The organism is Corynebacterium sp. TUM25020, from assembly GCF_056388495.1.
The window spans coordinates 13,203-28,603 of the sequence record NZ_JBWJFG010000014.1; the positions used below are offsets into that span (position 1 = coordinate 13,203).

Genomic DNA, 15,401 nt, shown 5'->3' on the forward strand with positions numbered 1-15,401 from the left:
GCCTTAAACATCTATTTCACCCGTGCTTTCTTCCCCATGGTTGCTCTTTGCACTGTCGCTATCCTTTTCCCCGCCAAGGCGCACACCACGCACAAGCTCGCCGATTTCTTCCATCTGTTCTTGTAGTGACGCCGACTTCACCGGCACCTGCACCACCACCATCGGCACCTTGCCATCGGGCTGCAGGCTATGCTCCAGCTCGTTTCCAGGCTCCGTGTCAGCTGCCCCTTCTCTGTCCTCTTTTCCTTCTCCGTCTTTTGTCTTCTTGGCTGCGTCGGGATCGCGCACAAACGCAACTCCCACGTATTTCTGGTCTCCCCGCGAATAGCTCTGAGTCACGCGCAGCTGCTTGACCTCCGCCTTTTCTAATGTGGCTCGATCCTCCGCGGAAAGCTTGTTCATCACATCAGTCGACTTCAATTCCACGCCGTCCTGGAAAATAATGGCGCGAACAGCACGGTTGATCGCGTGCTCAACGTTCTCGGCGTCCCCCTTCACGTCCACTCCCGAAAACCCAGTCACGCCATAGTCTTCCCCATCGCAATCCAACTCCATTACTCCAGGGCGCCCCAGGCCAGCGGAATCATGGCACTCTTCGAGCGTCGAAAACCGCAGCGGCCACTCTGAATAAGTAAGCACCGAGTCCGACATCCCGTCCGCGACTGTTAGACCCTGCGGCTCATCTTCCAGGGTGGCGTCGGCAATAAAAGCGCTACCGACCAGCAAAAACAGCGCCGCCAAAAGGTACGCGGAATAGGCTCCGCGACGTTTCGGATTAGTCGGCGCAGGACGGTACACCGTGGGTGGGGGTTGCACAGGCTGTCTGGTTGGTATCGGCTGCATCGCCGGCACCGCCGGCATTGGCTGTGGCATTGGACGATGCGGCGGGCCTAGTGGAGGTCCGGGCGGTGGACCAGGTGGCCGCCCCTGGGGTGCTGAATGATGGAACATACGCAATAGCCTAACTACTACGCACGACACCGCCGTCCGTACCGGCGTCCACAGCGGTGCCTGGCGATGTCTAAGGTGGTGGGCATGACAGAAAACAACGCGCAAGAAAACACCCCGTCCGCAGCGATTCCGGACGATATCTCCGAGGCGCCGGAGCAAGGCCAAGCGGGTACAGCCACCCAGCCTTCCCCTGCTCAGGATCTGTACCGCCATGTCAACGGCGCATGGCTCAGTACTCACAAGATCCCCAGCGATCGTCCCGTGGATGGCACCTTCCACCAACTGCGAGACCGCGCTGAGCAAGAGGTTCGCCAGATCGTCGAGACCGCAGCTAGCAATGAGCCGAACGGTCGGGTAGGCGCACTGTATTCCTCTTTTATGGACGTTCAAGGCATCGCCGCCGCCGGACTTAATGGCCTGCGCAAGCCTTTGGGTCTAATTAGTGACGCCACCTCAGTGCGCGACCTCGCCGAGGTACTCGGCAGGCTTGACGTGGAAGGCACCGGAGGTGTTGTCGGATATTGGATCGAAAAGGATTCCAGCCAGGACATTGAGCGTGCCTACCTGGTGCAAACGGGCTTGGGTCTACCGGACGAGGCCTACTACCGCGAAGAGCAGCACGCAGCTACCCGCGAGGCGTACCGGGAGTTCGTCGAAGACATGTTGCAGCTGGTCAGCGAACTAGAACTGCCGGGCAGATACGCCGACGCCGGTGTTACCGCAGCAGCCGATGCCATCTGTGCCTTCGAAACCGAGCTCGCACGCGGACACTGGGATAACGTGACCAGCCGCGATGCCGAGAAAACCTACAACCCGACCAAGGTGGACGACCTGCCGACGGGATTCCCCTTCCGCGAGTGGCTTGCGGCCACGGGCGTGGATCCGCAGAGCCCGGGCGGCTCCACCATCGTCGTGTGCCAGCCCAGCTACCTGGAGCACGTGGCTGCGATGGCCACCGGCGAGGGCGATAAACCAGAGGTCAGTGGTCTCGACGAGTGGAAGCTCTGGGCATATTGGCGAGTCATCCTCAGCAACGCGGCCTACCTGCCGACGGAAGTGAACCTGCGGAACTGGGAGTTTTACGGTCGCACGCTCTCCGGGGCTACGGAGCAGCGGGCGCGGTGGAAGCGTGGCGTCGGACTGGTCGAAGGCGCCGTGGGCGAAGAGGTCGGCAAGAAGTTCGTCGCCCAGCACTTCCCACCTGAGCACAAGCAGAAGATGCTAGAGCTGGTGGACTACCTGATCGCCGCCTACCGCGAGCGCATTAGCGAACTGGCGTGGATGACCCCCGCCACCCGCGAGAAGGCTTTGGCCAAGCTGGACAAGTTCCAGGCGAAGATCGGCTACCCAGACAAATGGCGAGACTTCAGTGGCCTGGAGTTCGGCTCGACCGGTGCGGACCTGTTGGCAAATGTTTGGGCGGCCAGCCGCTTTAACCACAACTACGAGGTAGAGAAGCTGGGCAAGCCCAGTGATAACGAAACCTGGTTCGCCACCCCACAGACGGTTAACGCCTTCTACAACCCGGTGAAAAACGACATCACCTTTCCCGCAGCGATCCTGCGCCCGCCATTCTTCGACCCGGCGGCGGATATGGCCGGTAACTTCGGCGCCATCGGTGCGGTGATCGGCCATGAGATCGGACACGGTTTCGACGACCAGGGTTCCAAGTACGACGGCGACGGCAATCTAAACTCCTGGTGGACCGAGGAGGATCGGGAGGCCTTCACCGCTCTGACCGACAAGCTGGTCGCGCAGTACGACGGCCTGGTTCCGACTGGTCTGCGCCAGCGCGGCATTACCGAGCACAAGGTCAACGGCAGCTTTACCCTCGGCGAAAACATTGGCGACCTGGGCGGACTGGGCATCGCCATCGTTGCCCTGCGGCGCTATCTCGCCGACCAAGGCCAGACGTTTGAGACTGCAGAAAAGCTGCCGGTGGACGGACTGTTAGATGCTGAAGGCAACCCGGATACCACCGAATACTCTGCTCTGCAGCGAGTGTTCCTGCGCTGGGCCCGGATCTGGCAGACCGCTATCCGCCCGCAGATGGCGGCGCAGTACGCCTCCATTGATCCGCATTCCCCCGCGGAGTTCCGCTGCAACGTGGTCTCCAGCAATATTGCGGAGTTCTACGAAGCCTTCGATGTGCGCGAAGGCGATAGCATGTGGCTCGCCGAGGACGAGCGCGTCTGCATCTGGTAGCGCGCTAGAACGCCTGGAAGTTCTCCGGGGCCAGCAGATCCGGCTCGTGCGCGTCCTCGTCCGGGACGAACTCCTCGATCTCGCAGAGGTTCACCAGCGCACCGGTCGCGTCCTCGATGGTGGCCATGCGGCCAAACTCGGACTCCCAGGGTTCGCGGATCACCTTTCCACCCAACTCGGGCGTGCGAGCGACCGCCTCGTCCACCTCGGCCACACCCAGATACACGGTCCACATGCCGGGCACGTCCAGCGCGGAGGTATCCCACAAACCGGCTACGGCGGCGCCATCGAATTCACCGGTGGCGTAGCGGAAGTCGGCGTCGGAACCAGTAACCTTCACATCCCACCCCGCGAGTTCGTGATAGAACTCCAACGTCGGATCCCAGTTCTGCGCCACCATCAGCTCAAACCATACCGGGGTTCCGGGCTCGCCGGCAGCGATCAGCGCATGTTCGTCGGCGGGATTACGCAGCCCCACGGTCGCCCCCGACGGGTCAATCAGAATGGCCATCTCTCCGCGCTCGCCCAGATCTTTTGGCTCCAGCACGGATTTGGCGCCGGCCTCTACAGCCTTGTCATGAGCCTGCTGGACGTCCGGGGTGTACAGCAACATCCCCCATAGAGACTGATTGCCCTCCGGGATCTGCGCGATGCCAGCCACCGGCATGCCCTGCTTCTTTGCCACGGAGTAGCCCTCGGTCGGGTGCTCGAACTCCCACCCCAGCAGCTCGCCATAAAATTTCCGCGCCGCAGCTGCGTCGGTGCTGGCCAAATCCAGCCACAGGGGCATTCCGGGCTGGGCAATCATCGCAGGCATTGTTCCTCCACTGCTTTCTTCTTCTGGTGTCTCTTTATTGACGCCGATTCGTCCTCCGGCGCCTCAGGCTCTTAAGCCCTAGATCGCGTTGTCCTCCCGGACATCCTCCAGGCGGACATTGCGCCACTTCTCCGGGTCGAAGTCATCGTCCGCGGTGTCTTCGTCGAAGAACTCGCCGAGATCATCGTCATTCTCGCCGCTCAAAGGTGAATCAGCGCTGGCTGCACTGGCAACGACCGCCCCTGCCAGCACTTCTCCGGTTTCTCCGTCGACCAGGGTCACCTCGTCGCCCGGATGCAGCGCCTTGCCTCGGCGAGTGTCGACCTCGCCATTAACCTGTACAGCGCCTGCGGCGATGGCCTCCTTGGCCTCCCCGCCGGTCTCCACCAGGTTGGCTAGCTTGATGAACTGCCCCAACTTGATCTCGGAATCACGAATGCTGACCAAAGGAAACTCCATGCGCTTTAGTCTAGCGACCTTTAGACCCCCACCAGCAGGCGCACGCCCTCCAAGGCTAGGAACGCGCCCAACACCATAAACAAAACCCCGGCCACCATCTCGATGAATGGATTTATGCGCTGGATCTTCTCTGCCCCTGCGGCCACCGCTAAAGCAAAGCCACAAAACCACAGCAGACCCACAAGAGTCATCAGCACCAGCACGATCAATCGATCCAACAGCGTAGCTTCTACGGGGATAAACTGCGCGAACACCGAGCCGAAGAACAGCAACGCCTTGGGGTTGGATAGGTTCGTTGCCAAACCCAGGCGCCAGGAGGCAAAATCCCCCAGCGGCGCCAGCGCAGTACCCTGCGGTCCACGGTCACCGGACTCCCCGGTGGGGGCGTCATAAGAAGAGACAGCAGGTAGTGCCGCACGGCTGCGCCAGTCCGCATGGCCGGAACGGAAGGCACCTTGGCCCATGTACACCAGGAAACAGCCGCCGAACAGGTACAACGCGGTCAGCATCCACGGGAAGGCGGCGATCAACGCAGCCAGGCCCAGCATCGTCACCACGGGCCACAGCACATTGCCCGTACAGATCCCCAGGGCGGCGAACACCGCCGAGCGGCGCGACCGGGCACCTAAACGAATGAGCTGCACGGTGTCCGGGCCTGGCACAGTAATGGCCAGCACCCAGGCACCGAGCAGCCCTAGATAAGCGGCAAGGCTCAAGCCTGCATCGCCACGTCAGTCGGGTTGATCGGGCGCGGCAGTGCGGTTTCGCCCATCAGCACGCGGTCTAGTTCCGCAGCGGCGGAACGGCCCTCGGAGATGCCCCAGACGATCAGCGACTGGCCACGGCCCGCATCGCCGGCGACGAATACCGGGATGTCCGCGAACTCCGCGTTGGTGGTCTGAGCACGGAAGGTGCCATCGCGCTCCAGGCGCCCACGGTCGTTGACCTTCAGCCCCAGGTCCTTAACAACCGGGGTCTCTTCGACGGAGACAAACCCCATTGCCAGCAGCACCAGGTCCGCATCCATCTCAAAGTCAGACTCCGGGATGTTCTCCAGGCCATTTTCTCCGAAGCGGCATTCGGCGCCCTTCAGGCCGGTGACCTTCTCGCCATCGCCGGTGATCTCGACGGTGTTGATGGAGTAACGGCGGATGCCAAGTTCGTCGCCTGGCTGGCGCTCGGCCAGGCCCAGGGCGGCGATCTCGTCTGCGGACTCGTTGCCGGTCACGCGGTATTCGCCCTCTTCGTGGGCAGACGCCACGCGCCAGATACGCGGATAGGTCGGCCACGGGGTGGAGGCACCACGGGTCTTCGGCGGCTTCGGGGTGATATCGAACTGGGAGACCTCAATGGCACCCTGGCGCAGGGCGGTACCGAAGCAGTCGGTACCGGTATCGCCACCGCCGATGATGACCACGCGCTTGCCCTTTGCGTTGATGGTGGACTCCTCGCGGTCGCCTTCACAGACCTTGTTGGCCTCTGGCAGGTACTCCATTGCCTGGTAGACGCCCTTCAGGTCCCGGCCGGTCACCGGCAGGTCGCGGCCCACGGTGGAGCCGATGGCGACAATCACGCCGTCGAACTCCTTGAGCTCCTCGCCGGTGGGCGACGTGTTCACGACGAACTTCGTGCCCTCAGCTTCCATCTGCTCCAGGCGGCGGTCGATCCACTTCTTTTCCATCTTGTACTCGGGCACGCCGTAGCGCATCAGGCCACCAATACGGTCGGCACGCTCGAAGACGGTGACATCGTGACCTGCGCGGGTCAGCTGCTGGGCGGCAGCCAAGCCGGAAGGACCGGAGCCAACTACAGCCACACGCTGGCCGGTCTTGAAGCTGGGCTTGATCGGCTTGATCCAGCCCTCCTTCCAGGCGTGCTCGACGATGGTGAACTCAACCGTCTTGATATTCACCGGGTCGTCGCCGATGCCCAGCACACATGCACCTTCGCAGGGCGCGGGGCACAGGCGGCCAGTGAACTCCGGGAAGTTATTGGTAGCGTGCAGGCGGTCGTAGGCCTCGCGCCAATTGCCCTTGCGCACCAGGTCATTCCACTCGGGGATGATATTGCCCAACGGGCAACCATCGTGGCAGAACGGGATGCCGCAGTCCATGCAGCGGCTGGCTTGGGTCTGCACCTTGTCGTCGGAGAAGTCCTCGTAGACTTCGTTCCAGTCCAACAGACGCAGCGGGACGGGTCGGTGTGCCGCCGATTCGCGGCGGTGCTTAAGAAATCCGCGTGGATCAGCCATTTAGTTCACTTCCTCCATGATTGCGGCGGCGATGCCGTCCTTGTCGAGCCCCTCAGCTTCGGCGCGCGCGATCGTCTTGAGCACGCGCGCGTAGTCGCGGGGCATGACCTTGATCAGGTCCGCGGCGTTGACCTCCACGGTAGACCCAGTCAGGTCGCGGTGAGTCTGGATCGTCTGTTCGACCCATCGCAGTTCTTCCTCGTCGGTGATCTTTTCGATGTCTACGAGCTCGGTGTTGATTCTGTCTGTGACGCCACTACCGTCATCCAATAGGTAGGCGATACCACCGGACATACCGGCTGCGAAGTTGTTGCCGATCTTGCCCAGGATGATCACGCGACCACCCGTCATGTACTCGCAGCCGTGGTTGCCCACGCCTTCGACGACGGCGGTGAGGCCCGAGTTACGGACGCAGAAGCGCTCGCCGACGGTACCGCGGATGAACATCTCACCCTGCACACCGCCGAAGCCCAGCACGTTGCCGGCGATGACATCGGTGGTGATGTCCTCGGCTGCGGCCTCTGCCGCCGGGCGGATGACGATGCGACCGCCGGACAGACCCTTGCCGACGTAGTCGTTGGCGTCACCGTTTAGGGTCAGCGTCATGCCGTGCGTGGCGAAGGCACCGAAGGAGTTACCGGCGGATCCGGTGAACTGCAGGTTCACGGTGTCCTGTGGCAATCCATCACGGCCCGCTACGCGGGAGATCAGCGAGCCGGTCATGGTGCCGACGGTGCGGTTGACGTTGGTGATCGGGTAGCTGAGTTCGATGGAGGCATCCTCGCCCGCGACGGCGCGGCGAATCGTATCCTCCGCGTCCTTGCGGATCTGGTTGTCCAGTGCCTTATCCAGCGAGTGATCCTGATCCTTGGTGCGGTGCAGGTCCTGGTGCATGAAGGGGCTTTCGGGCTGGGCGAAGATCGGCTCCAAGTCCAGCTTGCCCGCGGTCTTGTGCTCAACCTCCATGCTGCCGCCGGTGAGACACTCGGAGTGACCCACAGCCTCTTCTAGGGTGCGGAAGCCCAGCTCGGCGAGGTATTCACGTACCTCCTCGGCGATGAACTTGAAGAAGTTCACCACGTGCTCTGCCTGGCCGGTGTAGCGCTTGCGCAGCTCCGGGTTCTGGGTGGCCACGCCTACCGGGCAGGTGTCCAGGTGGCAGACGCGCATCATGATGCAACCGGATACCACCAGCGGGGCGGTCGCGAAGCCAAACTCCTCGGCGCCCAGCAGGGCTGCCACCATCACGTCGCGACCAGTCTTTAGCTGGCCATCACACTGCACGGTGATACGGTCGCGCAAACCATTCATCAACAAGGTCTGCTGAGTCTCGGCAAGACCCAGCTCCCACGGGCCACCTGCGTGCTTCAGGGAGGTCAGCGGGGAGGCACCGGTACCACCATCGTGGCCGGAGATCAGCACCACGTCCGCGTGTGCCTTCGACACACCGGCGGCGACGGTGCCCACGCCCTGCTCAGCGACGAGCTTGACATGGATACGCGCATCCGGGTTGGCGTTCTTCAGATCGTGGATCAGCTGAGCCAAGTCCTCGATGGAGTAAATGTCGTGGTGCGGCGGCGGGGAGATGAGTCCCACGCCCGGCGTGGTCACGCGCACTTCGGCGATCCAGGGGTACACCTTGCCCGGTGGCAGCTGGCCACCCTCACCCGGCTTGGCGCCCTGGGCCATCTTGATCTGGATATCCGTGCAGTTGTTGAGGTAGTGGCTGGTCACGCCAAAGCGGCCGGAGGCCACCTGCTTGATCGCGGAGCGCTTCCAATCGCCATTCGGTTCCGGCTCGAAGCGCGCTGGGTCCTCGCCACCCTCGCCGGAGTTCGACATGCCCTTCAGGCGGTTCATCGCAATCGCCAGGGTCTCGTGCGCTTCGGCGGAGATGGAGCCGTAGGACATCGCACCGGTGGCGAAGCGCTTCACGATCTCGCTGACCGGTTCGACTTCCTCAATCGGGATAGAGGGGCGGTTCGACTTGAACTTGAACAGGCCGCGCAGTGTAGCCAGGCGCTCGGACTGCTTGTCGACCTTCTCGGTGTATTCCTTGAAGATACGGTATTGACCAGTGCGGGTTGCGTGCTGCAGCTTGAACACGGTCTCCGGGTTGAACAGGTGGTATTCGCCCTCGCGGCGCCACTTGTACTCACCACCGATCTCCAGCTCGCGGTGTGCCTGCTCCTCAGGGCGAGGCAGGAAGGCCTCGCGGTGGCGCTTTGCCACGTCGTCGGCGATCTCATCCAGGCCGATGCCGGAGATCGGGCTAAATGCTCCGACGAAGTACTCGTCCAGCAGGTTCTGGTGCAGTCCGACCACGTCGGCCAGCTGCGAGCCGCGGTAACTTGCTACCGTCGCAATGCCCATCTTGGACATGACCTTTTGGATACCGGTGGTTGCGGCGTTGATGTAGTTTTCTTCGGCCTCTTCAGCACTGACGCCCACTCGTCCGTTGTTCGCCATCTCATGTACAGTCTCGAGCGCCATGTACGGGTTGACGGCATCCGCACCGAAGTTGATGAGCATGGCCAGGTGGTGCACCTCGCGAGCCCCACCGGACTCAATCACCAGAGATGCTCGGGTGCGGGTCTTCTCCTGCACCATGTGGTGGTGCACGGCGCTGGCCAGCAGCAGCGACGGAATCGGTGCGTAGCGCTCATCGGATTCGCGGTCGGAGAGGATCAGGATGGTCGCGCCATCGTTGATGGCGTCGGTGACCTGACGACGTACCCGCTTGATAGCCTCGCGCAAACCCTTACCGCCGTGTGCCACGGAGTACAGCCCCGGGATGCGGACGGCCTTGAAGGCGCTGAGATCCACGCCTTTGCTGGCAGCCTCCGCGTTGTCCGCAGCATGCGCCAGGTTAGCCAGCGTCTGGTTACCCAGAATCGGGCTGTCCAGGTGGATCCGGCGGGCAGCGTCAGGACCGGGGTTAAGAACATCCGCCTGCGCACCCAACTGGGTGAACATGCTGGTGACCATCTTCTCGCGGTAGCTATCCAGCGGCGGATTCGTCACCTGTGCGAAACGCTGGGAGAAGAAGTCGAACAGCAGGCGCGGGCGGTTGGACAGGGCAGCAATGGGGGTATCGGTACCCATGGAGCCGATGCCTTCGGCACCCTTGGCGGCCATTGGCAGGAGCAGGGTCTGCAGATCCTCTTCGGTGTAGCCGAAGACGCGCTGGCGCAGCACGATTCGCTCGTGGTTCATGTCGATCGGCTCAGCCTGAGGCAGGTCAGACTCGTGAACCAGGTTTTCCTCTACCCACTGCTGGTAAGGCTGGTTCGCCAGAGCCTGCTTGATTTCCTCATCCTCGACCACGCAGCCGCGGACGGTGTCGACCAAGAACATCTTGCCCGGTTCGACACGGGTGCGCTTGATGATCTCGCTGTCCGGAATGTCCAGCACACCTGCTTCCGACGCCATGACGACGAGGCCGTCCTTGGTGATCCAGATGCGTCCCGGACGCAGGCCATTGCGATCCAGGGTGGCGCCGATGAGGGTGCCGTCGGTGAAGGTAATAGCAGCGGGGCCGTCCCAGGCCTCCATAAAGCTGGAGTGGTACTCGTAGAACGCGCGAACCTGCGGGTCGATGTGCGGGTTACGCTCCCAAGCCTGCGGCACCATCATCAATACGGCGTGGGGCAGGCTGCGACCGGCCAGGTGCAGCAGCTCTAGGGCTTCGTCGAAGCGTCCGGTATCCGAACCTTCCGGATCACAGATGGGCAGTACGCGATCCAGGTCGCCCAGTACCTCCGAACGCAGCTGGGATTCGCGGGCGCGCATCCAGTTCTCGTTACCCCGCACGGTGTTGATCTCACCGTTGTGAGCAACCAGACGGTACGGGTGCGCCAGCGGCCAGGACGGGAAGGTGTTGGTGGAGAAGCGGGAGTGCACGATTGCCAGTGCGGACTCCATTCTTTCGTCCTGCAGATCCAGGTAGAACTCCCGCAGCTGCGGGGTGGTCAGCATGCCCTTGTAAACAACCGTGCGTGCGGACAAAGAGGGGAAGTAGACGGTATCTCCACCGGAGCCTTCGCCTGGCCCCTTGCTGCCGAGCTCACGCTCTGCACGCTTGCGGACGAAGAAAGCGCGACGGTCGAGTTCAAGCCCTTCCAGGGGCGAACCGTCGGCGTCAACACCAGAGATAAAGAGCTGGTGGAACAGCGGTTCAGCATCGCGTGCAATTGCGCCCAGACTCGAATCGTCGACGGGGACATCGCGCCATCCGATAAGGTTCAAGCCCTCTTCTTCCACGATGGCTTCCACAGCGCGCACTGCGTCGAGTGCGGCCATGCGGGAGTTCGGGAGGAAGGCGATGCCGGTGGCGTACTGACCGGCGGGCGGCAGGGTGATGTCCTGCTTGGCCATTTCCTCTCGGTAAAAGCGGTCGGGGATTTGGATAAGGATGCCGGCGCCGTCGCCGGTATTCTTCTCCGCTCCGGCTGCTCCGCGGTGGTCCAGGTTCACAAGGGCCTGAATGCCCTTGTCCACAATGTCGCGTGTCGCGCGGCCGTGCATGTCAGCCACAAAGGCGACACCACACGCATCATGCTCAAACTGGGGGTCGTAAAGACCCTGGCGTGCAGGGTAGTTTTTCATGATTTACGGCCTAACTCTCGTCACAGGTACTGCAGTTGCATATGCGAATAAAGTTGCAATCGGTTCGCAGTTCTGTTGGTGACGTGGGTCTCCGTCAGAAATCAGCTGTAGTTCCGATCACATCGTTTCGTCATGGGTTATCTAGAGTGCACCGTGCGGTGCGAGCAGACAAAATTAGGTTTGCCTAACTCTTCCTAGCCTCCCAGCTCTTTGTGACCGAAACCACTCTGAACAGCGATGATTGAGTTACATTACTCACATTTTGATACATACTTTAGCCCGCATGGGCTGTATGGTCTTGGTTTCTCAAAAAGCCCCACAACTTTTTGCTTTGTTAGAGATAATTGCCCCCATGACGAACCAGCCTTCCACGAACAACACTGCTGACACAGCTTCTGCCGACTCTTCTGTCCGTACCCTTCTGCCCCTTTCTACGGCTCCGGGGGCAACAAGCCTCACCGCCACCCCGGTCGAAGATCCGGCTACGGCGTATAAGACCCTCCTCTCCCCTATCCAGGTCGGCAAGACCACCTTCCGCAACCGCGTCGTCATGGGCTCCATGCATACCGGACTGGAAGACTCCATCGAAGACGTCCCGAAACTCGCCGCCTTCTACGCCGCCCGCGCCGAAGGCGGTGTCGCAGCAATGGTGACCGGTGGCTACCCGCCGGTCATGGAAGGCAATCTGACCCCCTATGGCACCCCGTTCAACACCCCGGACATTGCCGCTGCCCACCGCGAAATCACTGACGCCGTACACGCCGGTGGCGCGAAGATTCTGCTGCAGCTCCTACATGCAGGCCGATACGGTTATCACCCGATGGCGCAGTCGGCCTCTGCCTCTCAGTCGCCGATTAGCCCCTTTCCCGCCCGGGAGATGACGGCAGAAGAGGTCGAGAAGCTTATTGACGCCTACGCCACCTCCGCCGCCCTCGCAGCCGACGCAGGCTATGACGGCGTGCAGGTTATGGGCTCCGAGGGCTACCTCATTAACCAATTCCTGGCAGAGCGTACGAATCAGCGCACTGACGAGTGGGGTGGTTCGGTGGAGAACCGCCAGCGCTTCCCCGTGGAAATCATCAAAGCCACCCGTGCGAAGGTGCCGGAGGACTTCGTTATCGATTACCGCATCTCCGTGTTGGAGCTGGTCGAGGGAGGCCAGAGCCAAGAGGAGATTCTGCAGCTGGCGAAGAAGATCGAAGAGGCCGGCGCGGATATGCTGAGTTCCGGCGTGGGCTGGCACGAGGCACAGATCCCTACGATCGTTACCTCCGTGCCGCGTGGTGCTTTCGCCTGGGCCACGCAGAAAGTGCGCGACCACGTGGACATCCCGGTTGTGGCTTCTAACCGCATTAATACTCCGGAAGTTGCCGAGGCCATTTTGGATGGCTCCTGGGACGGTGGCGATGGCCAGCCAGCTGGCGCCCCGCAGGCCGATTTGGTGTCAATGGCTCGTCCCCTGCTGGCAGATCCGGAGTTTGTTAACCGCGCCGCACGCGGGCTAAATACCGAGATCAACCACTGCATTGCCTGCAACCAGGCCTGCTTGGACCATACCTTCGGCAATCAGCGGGCAACCTGCCTGGTTAACCCACGGGCAGCCTACGAGACTGAGCTGGAACTACTTCCTGCACAGGGCTCCAAGAAAGTCGGTGTTATTGGTGGCGGCGTGGCCGGCCTCTTTGCCGCGGAAGCGCTTGCACTGCGCGGGCACGACGTCACCGTCTTCGAGGCTGCGGACACTCTGGGTGGCCAGTTCAACCTGGCAATGCGCGTGCCCGGAAAGGAGGAGTTCGTTCAGGCTCTGTATGCAGTCGTCAACCGCCTCGAGGGTCTGAAGGTAAACATCTCCACTGGCAAGGCCGTCACCCCTAGGGAACTGCAGGACGAAGGCTTTGAGGAGATTGTTGTGGCCACCGGCGTGCGTCCGCGTATTCCGGAGTTCCCAGGCGTGACTGAAGGCTTGGAGGGCAAGATCGACGGCGTGACCGTCGCGACTTACGCCGAGTTGATCTCCTGTGAAAAGACCCCCGGTGAATACGTAGCCGTAATCGGCGCAGGAGGCATCGGTTACGACGTGGCGGAGTTCCTACTAGAGGATCGCCAGGGCACCCCGCAGACGTTGAACTCCTGGAACAGCCAGTGGGGCGTGGTCGAGGCCTCGGATGTCCACGGCAACCTCTCCACCCCCAAGCCTGAACGCCCGCAACGCCGAGTTGTAATGCTGCAGCGAAAGCCGACCCGCATGGGCCGATCGCTGGGCAAGACCACCGGCTGGGTCCACCGTGCAACGGTTGCTATGGGTGGAACGGAACAGATCGTGGGCGTAACCTACGAAAAGATTGATTCCGAGGGTCTGCACATCACCGTGCCAGTGGAGGATCCGCAGGTCACTCTAAAGAAGATCAAGCAGGTTAAATCTGGCACCTTCGAGGGCCGCACCCTGGATCGTGCGGAAAAGCAGGAACTTCTGGAGCAGATCGAACGCGAGACCAAGGAAAACCGCGAGCAGCGAGTGATCAACGTGGACACCGTCGTGCTCTGTACGGGACAGGAATCCATCCGTCCGGAGGGCGCCGAACAAGAAGGCGCTTCGAATGTTCACATCATCGGTGGTGCAGATGTTGCCGCGGAGCTTGACGCCAAGCGTGCCATCCGCCAAGCGGTGGAACTAGCGGCTCGCATTTAGCTGCCGGGCTAGCTTTCCGGCTCCATCACCCGGTCATCAACCATGCCAATCGCCTGCATCGTTGCATAGCACGTCGTGGGGCCCACATATTGGAAACCGCGACGCTTGAGCTCCTTTGCTAGCGCCTTAGACTCTGGCGATGTCGAGGGAATCTCGTCCAACGTCCGTGGCCGCGTGTGCTCGGCTGGGGTAAATGACCACATCAGCACCGGGAGGCCAGGAGCTAGTCTATTTGCTGCACCGCCCAGCACCTCCCGCGCCGGGGAGTCTTCCGGTAGCACCTGATACTCTTCCGCACGCCGGAGCTCCATCGTCGCCCGGGCGTTTTCATATAGAGCCTCGTGCTTGCGGGCATTCCGGATCAAACGCTCGTCCTGCAGGGCGGCACGGCGTTGGGGCTCACTCATTTCAGCGATACGCTGGGCGTCAAAAAGAAAGAACACAGAGCGAAAATCCCGGCGCTTGCGAAGGATCGTGGCCCAGGACAGTCCGGATTGAAAACCTTCGAGGGCGATACGCTCCAGCAGACCGTGTTCGGTGATGACCGGGCGACCCCACTCGTTGTCGTAGTAATCCATCTCAATCTCGCTGCGATACGCCCATGGTGGGCGCGCAACGCCGGATTCGTCCACAAGCTGACCAGTGCTGGTCGTCAGGAGCTGGCGTGTACCGTCCATTAAATTCCTTTCGGATCCCCTTCTCGAACAAGGCGATCTTGGGGGTGGGAAGTATGTGGCAAGTGATTTGCTGTGCGCCTTGGAGCGCTGGTAAAAATTCAACGCTGACAGACATTCATCACTGTAATTCAATCTCGGAACAGGCTCTGTGCGAGCTGGCTTCCACCCCTCCCACAGGGTGAGGTTATCCACATTTCCCCAGACTGTGAATAACCCTTATTTGGGGGTGGAACACGATATCCGTACCTGGCATTACACCCCCAGGAACGGGGATAGTTCCGGCAGGTTGAGACAGTGATACTAAACTTAAAGCAACCCAAAATTTTCGACTGCTACCCCTCCTCGCTTTTTAGGTACTTGTAGGACTCCACACAGTCCTGCATGTATCTCGCAGAGGTCTCGCGCGGCTCACACCACAGAAGTAGAGCCTGGAACTCTGCCGCTTTAACGCCGCACGACCACATGGATACTAAAACCGGAGGAAACGATGGAACGCCATACCGACGCTGGTAACGCAGACCAGCAACGCGATACTGGCACGCTACGAGCTGTCTCTGTCCAGCACGGCGGCTTCGTAGACGCATCGGGCGCACCCGCCGTGAAGATCAACAAAAAGGACGGGTTAAGTAAAGAAAAGTGTGTCCGCATGCCACCATAACCCCAGACCACACACCACAAATCACCAAAGAATAGCTCCCCGAAAGCTATTACCCACACCATCCCGCACCTCCGGCCACATTTGTG

At 61.4% G+C, this 15,401-nt stretch carries 10 protein-coding genes; 3 read left to right on the plus strand and 7 right to left on the minus strand.

Translation table 11 applies throughout. The features are described 5' to 3' along the window. Nucleotides 1-3 precede the first annotated feature (3 nt). Nucleotides 4-816 carry a hypothetical protein gene (locus AC05K6_RS10040; protein ID WP_293791675.1) on the minus strand — a complete coding sequence of 271 codons (813 nt, stop codon included), beginning with the start codon at nt 814-816 and terminating at the stop codon, nt 4-6. A 219-nt stretch (nt 817-1,035) separates the two neighbouring features. Here AC05K6_RS10040 and AC05K6_RS10045 point away from each other — a divergent pair, with 219 nt between their 5' ends. Next, nucleotides 1,036-3,156 (plus strand): M13 family metallopeptidase, encoded by a 2,121-nt coding sequence (locus AC05K6_RS10045; RefSeq protein WP_476728460.1) that lies wholly within the window; start codon nt 1,036-1,038, stop codon nt 3,154-3,156. Nucleotides 3,157-3,160: 4 nt separating this feature from the next. Here the strand turns inward: AC05K6_RS10045 and AC05K6_RS10050 are convergent, their stop codons facing one another. From AC05K6_RS10050 to gltB, 5 genes are all read right to left on the minus strand, one after another. Beyond that, a complete protein-coding gene (locus AC05K6_RS10050) occupies nt 3,161-3,973 on the minus strand; it encodes a VOC family protein (RefSeq protein WP_448307960.1) in 813 nt (270 codons plus the stop codon). A 78-nt stretch (nt 3,974-4,051) separates the two neighbouring features. Continuing rightward, complete coding sequence (locus tag AC05K6_RS10055) at nt 4,052-4,432, minus strand: RNA-binding S4 domain-containing protein (protein ID WP_293791678.1); 381 nt, start codon at nt 4,430-4,432, stop codon at nt 4,052-4,054. A 20-nt stretch (nt 4,433-4,452) separates the two neighbouring features. Then, nucleotides 4,453-5,148 carry a LysE family translocator gene (locus AC05K6_RS10060; RefSeq protein ID WP_293791679.1) on the minus strand — a complete coding sequence of 232 codons (696 nt, stop codon included), beginning with the start codon at nt 5,146-5,148 and terminating at the stop codon, nt 4,453-4,455. After that, nucleotides 5,145-6,683: a glutamate synthase subunit beta gene (locus AC05K6_RS10065; RefSeq protein ID WP_448307958.1), complete on the minus strand. Its 1,539-nt coding sequence runs from the start codon at nt 6,681-6,683 to the stop codon at nt 5,145-5,147. Before AC05K6_RS10065 ends, AC05K6_RS10060 begins: the two co-directional genes overlap by 4 nt. Next, a complete protein-coding gene (gltB, locus tag AC05K6_RS10070) occupies nt 6,684-11,291 on the minus strand; it encodes a glutamate synthase large subunit (RefSeq protein WP_476728461.1) in 4,608 nt (1,535 codons plus the stop codon). 352 nt (nt 11,292-11,643) lie between these two features. Here gltB and AC05K6_RS10075 point away from each other — a divergent pair, with 352 nt between their 5' ends. Beyond that, nucleotides 11,644-13,980, plus strand: a complete 2,337-nt coding sequence (locus AC05K6_RS10075; protein WP_476728462.1) for a 2,4-dienoyl-CoA reductase FMN-binding domain-containing protein — start codon at nt 11,644-11,646, stop codon at nt 13,978-13,980. Between the two features lie 8 nt (nt 13,981-13,988). On the opposite strand, the gene AC05K6_RS10080 is transcribed toward AC05K6_RS10075, so the two are convergent. Next, nucleotides 13,989-14,657, minus strand: coding sequence for a DNA-3-methyladenine glycosylase I (locus AC05K6_RS10080; RefSeq protein ID WP_473964071.1), 669 nt, complete (start codon nt 14,655-14,657; stop codon nt 13,989-13,991). A gap of 487 nt (nt 14,658-15,144) precedes the next feature. Here AC05K6_RS10080 and AC05K6_RS10085 point away from each other — a divergent pair, with 487 nt between their 5' ends. Next, a complete protein-coding gene (locus tag AC05K6_RS10085) occupies nt 15,145-15,315 on the plus strand; it encodes a hypothetical protein (protein ID WP_476728463.1) in 171 nt (56 codons plus the stop codon). Nucleotides 15,316-15,401 lie beyond the last annotated feature (86 nt).

Bases quoted from the DNA above. Each gene is read 5' to 3' on its own strand.
- AC05K6_RS10075 (WP_476728462.1), top strand. From the start codon at position 11,644: ATGACGAACCAGCCTTCCACGAACAACACTGCTGACACAGCTTCTGCC.
- AC05K6_RS10065 (WP_448307958.1), bottom strand. From the start codon at position 6,683: ATGGCTGATCCACGCGGATTTCTTAAGCACCGCCGCGAATCGGCGGCA.
- AC05K6_RS10045 (WP_476728460.1), top strand. From the start codon at position 1,036: ATGACAGAAAACAACGCGCAAGAAAACACCCCGTCCGCAGCGATTCCG.
- AC05K6_RS10050 (WP_448307960.1), bottom strand. From the start codon at position 3,973: ATGCCTGCGATGATTGCCCAGCCCGGAATGCCCCTGTGGCTGGATTTG.
- AC05K6_RS10085 (WP_476728463.1), top strand. From the start codon at position 15,145: ATGGAACGCCATACCGACGCTGGTAACGCAGACCAGCAACGCGATACT.
- AC05K6_RS10055 (WP_293791678.1), bottom strand. From the start codon at position 4,432: ATGGAGTTTCCTTTGGTCAGCATTCGTGATTCCGAGATCAAGTTGGGG.
- AC05K6_RS10080 (WP_473964071.1), bottom strand. From the start codon at position 14,657: ATGGACGGTACACGCCAGCTCCTGACGACCAGCACTGGTCAGCTTGTG.
- gltB (WP_476728461.1), bottom strand. From the start codon at position 11,291: ATGAAAAACTACCCTGCACGCCAGGGTCTTTACGACCCCCAGTTTGAG.